We start from the raw sequence: 4,281 nt of genomic DNA, 5'->3' as shown, positions 1-4,281 counted from the left end.
GGCAGGGCCGACAACCAGGTGAAAATACATGGCTACCGCGTAGAGCTCGAAGAAATAGAAAATGTACTGATACATGCGCCGGGCGTGCTGCAGGCAGCCGTTACGCTAACACCGCCACAGGAGAACGGCGAGTGCAAGCTGGTGTTTTATGTAACCGGCGCTGTTGATCACCAGCAGTTAAAAGATTATCTCGGGAACCGGCTGCCCGGGTACATGATGCCATCGGCCATTGTTACCCTGGAGCGGATGCCGCTTACATCCAATGGCAAAATAGATAAGCGCGAGCTTTCATCCAGGGCTGTTCAGGGACCGGTAAGCACGGCAAGGCAATATACAGGCCCGCGTAACAAAACTGAAGAGCAGTTACAGGGCATCTGGCAGGATGTGCTGGAAACAAACACGCCGGTAGGTATGCAGGATAATTTCTTTGAGCTGGGCGGGCATAGTATTAAAGTAATCAAACTGCTGTCACGCATCACAAAAGCATTCGGAACAGTGCTGAGCGTGCAAAAGGTTTTTGAACAGCCAACCATCGAAGGGCTGGCCAAAGAGCTGGATGGCAGCGCGGTTGCCGTGCAAACAGCCTGGGAAGGTATTCCGCGTGCGGCAGCAGCATCTTCCTATCCCCTGTCGTCTTCCCAAAAGCGCCTTTGGGTGCTGCACACCATCAACAAGGGATCAGTAGCATATAACATTGCCAATACTGCAACGCTGTATGGTGTATATGATGCAAACAGGTATGAGCAGGCCTTACGGTCAGTAGTAGCGCGCCATGAGATATTGCGCACCGTGTTCCGCGAAGACGGGGGTGAAATGGTGCGCCAATGCATTTTGCCCGCCAGTGAGGTGGAAGTGAAGCTGGCCTATGCCGACCTTCGCGATGAAGCAGATCCGGCTGGCATGGCCGAACATATTATCACGGAAGATAAAAAGACCGCCTTTGACCTCACCCAGGCGCCCCTGTTCAGGGTAATGCTGTTCAGGATAAAAGACGGGGAATATCTTTTCTATTATAACATGCACCATATTATCAGCGACGGCTGGTCTATGAACGTGCTGGCAAAAGACATTCTTCATTTCTATGAAGCAGGTGAAAACAGTAATGCCGCCCTGCCGGAGCTGCCTATCCAGTATAAGGATTATGCCGTATGGGAACAGGCGTCGTTACTAACGGAAAAAAGCCGGCAGCACCGGGCATACTGGATGGATCAGCTCAAAGGCGAGCTGCCCGCGCTGCTGCTGCCAACTGAAAAAACACGGCCCCCGGTGCTCACCTTCAACGGCCGCCGGGTAGCTACTACCATCAACGCTGCCTTAACACAAAATATAAAAGCCTTATGCCAGTCGAATAATGCCACGTTGTTCATGGGATTACTGGGTGTTTTAAAGGTGCTGTTTTACCGTTACAGCGGCCAGGAAGATATTATTATCGGCAGCCCGGTAGCTGGCCGTGAGCATGCCGACCTGGAAGGTCAAATAGGGCTGTTCATTAACACCATTGCATTGCGCACACAGTTCAGCGGCGACGACAGCTTCAACGCGGTATTGGATAAGGTGAAGGACGTAACGCTTGCTGCATATGACCATCAGCAATATCCCTTTGATAAGCTGGTGGACGACCTGGACCTCCGGTGGGACTATAGCCGTTCTGCCGTGTTTGATGTAATGATGATCCTGCATAACCAACGGGTCAACGGGAATGAGGCCCTGGCCGCGGAAGCAGGTATGATCAGCGATGAAGGCGAATGCCAGGTGAAATTTGACCTGCAGGTAGAGTTTTCGGAAACAGGCGACGGCCTGCATATGGAGGTGCAGTTCAATACAGCCATATATGACAGGGATAATATCGAGCGGCTTATTACCCACTACAGGAACCTGCTGGAAGCGGTTACAGCCCATACCGCAACGCCTGTAGCCCGGCTGGATTACCTGGCGGAAGAAGAGCAGCTGCAGCTGCTGGAAGGCTTTAATGATACAGCAATGCCCTGCCCGCAGGCAAAAACCATTGTAGATCTTTTTGAAGCGCAGGTGGCTGAAACGCCGGATCGTATTGCGCTCGTGTTCCAGGACCAGCAGCTTACCTACCACGAGCTGAATGCCCGCAGCAATCAGCTGGCCCACTACCTGCTGGAAAAAGGCGTTGGAAAAGATACGCTGGTGCCGGTTTGTATGGACCGTTCGCCGGAAATGGTAATTGCTATCTGGGCGGTTATGAAAGCCGGCGGCGCCTATGTTCCGCTGGACCCCGCCTACCCGGAAGACCGCATAAGATATATGATCGAAGACATCAACGCAGGCGTTATCCTCACAGAACATAAATATGAAGCGGCCTTTTTTGAAGATACGGCAGCATACTTGGTGCTCATGGATCGCCACCAGGAAGAAATTGCCGCCCGCCCGGCTGTTAAGGCGCCTGTAAACATTGATCCGGGCAGCCTGGTATATGTGATCTATACATCCGGTTCTACCGGTAAGCCCAAAGGCGTAATGATTGAACATTATGCGCTGCTGAATGTGCTGTGTGCTTTTACCAGCCTGCTGCAGCTGCCGTCAGATGCCAGCTTGCTGGCTGTTACCACCTACAGCTTTGATATTGCATACATTGAGCTGTTCCTGCTCATGCTGTCCGGTGGTAAGGTTATACTGGTTGACAGGGTTACTGCATCCGACGGCTACCTGCTGTCGCAGCAGCTGGCGCTGCACCAGCCTATGCTTATGCAGGCCACCCCGTCAACCTGGCAAATGCTTACAAGCTGCGGCTGGAGGAACGACGAAGATGTGATGATCATGGTAGGCGGTGAAGCTGTTAAAACACATCTGAAAGACCAGCTGGTAACATTAAGCCCGCAGAAAGTATGGAACGTATACGGCCCAACGGAAGCCACCATATGGGCCACGGCCAAAGAGCTGAAGCTGGAAGAAAAGGTAACCATTGGCCGGCCGCTGGATAATACACAGCTATATGTGCTCGATAGCTGCCTGAAACCTGTTCCCATAGGTGTTACAGGTGAGCTGTACATAGGAGGCGTGCAGCTGGCAAGGGGTTACCTGAACCGGCCGGAGCTGACGGCAGAACGGTTCATCCCCCATCCTTTTAAACCAGGCGAACGGCTGTACCGCACCGGCGACCTTGTACGGTGGATGCAGAACGGCGATATCGACTATCTCGGAAGAGCAGACGACCAGGTGAAGGTGCGTGGCTACCGCATAGAAACCGGGGAAGTGGAACATGCGCTGCTGTCGCTGGAAGGCATCAATGCCGCGGTAGTTACTGCTAAGGAAGACGGCAACGGTTACAGCCTGCTTGTTGCCTATATAGTGAGCGATGAGCAGCAGGACACTATGCTGCTGCGGCAACGCCTGCTCAAAATGCTGCCGGAGTATATGGTGCCCGGCTACTATATGCAGCTGGAACGCCTGCCGCTTACCGCCAATGGAAAGGTGAACAAAAAGGTGCTGCCTGCCATTATTGTGACCGGTATGAGCGACGGCATTACCTATGTAGCCCCGCGCAACGACCTTGAAAGAGGGCTGGAGCGCATCTGGCAGGAGGTGCTGCGTATAGACACGCCTGTTAGCATAGCGGTCGACTTCTTTACAATAGGTGGCCACAGCCTGCGGGTAATGCAGCTGGCTAACCATTACTACCGCCATTTCAATGCCCGCATTTCCATGCAGGAGCTGTTCCAGTACACCACCATTGCTGCCCATGCCGAGCTGATCTCGGGCCGCAGCCGCACGGAATATGCCGCCATTAGCCGGGTAGCGGAAGCTGCCGACTATGCGGTATCAGACGGGCAACGCAGGCTGTGGGTGCTAAGCCAGGAGGAAGAAGGCTCACGGGCCTACCATTTGCCTGGTGAGCTGCACCTGGATGGCGATTATGATCCCCTGTACTTTGAACAGGCTTTGCACCAGGTCATAGACCGGCATGAGATCCTGCGCACCGTATTCCGGGAGAACGCGGAAGGCGAGCTGCGCCAGCAGGTGCTGCCCGCAGGAGCCAGCGGCTTCCGGTTCGACTACCAGGATTTCACGGGCCAGGATATAGCTACTATCCGCTCTTACCTGGCAGCGGAATTCCACCGGTCATTTGACCTGGGCCAGGGACCGCTGCTGCGTGCAGGCCTTATCAAACGTGGCGCAGATCAGTATATCTTTTATTACAACCTTCATCATATTATCAGCGATGGCTGGTCTATGAACTTATTAGGACGGGAAGTGCTATCCTACTATGAGGCTTATGCATCCGGTGTTACACCGCAGGTGTCAGCCCTTCCC

Annotated in this window: 1 protein-coding gene; it reads left to right on the top strand. The window is 53.6% G+C overall.

Annotated elements, in window-relative coordinates:
- The coding region (locus VFS25_RS17945; RefSeq protein ID WP_326463547.1) for an amino acid adenylation domain-containing protein at window positions 1–4,281 on the top strand (4,281 nt) is incomplete at both ends.

The organism is Chitinophaga sp. (assembly GCF_035761305.1).
Classification (GTDB): Bacteria; Bacteroidota; Bacteroidia; order Chitinophagales; family Chitinophagaceae; genus Chitinophaga.
This window is presented reverse-complemented; position numbering and strand designations above follow the sequence as displayed.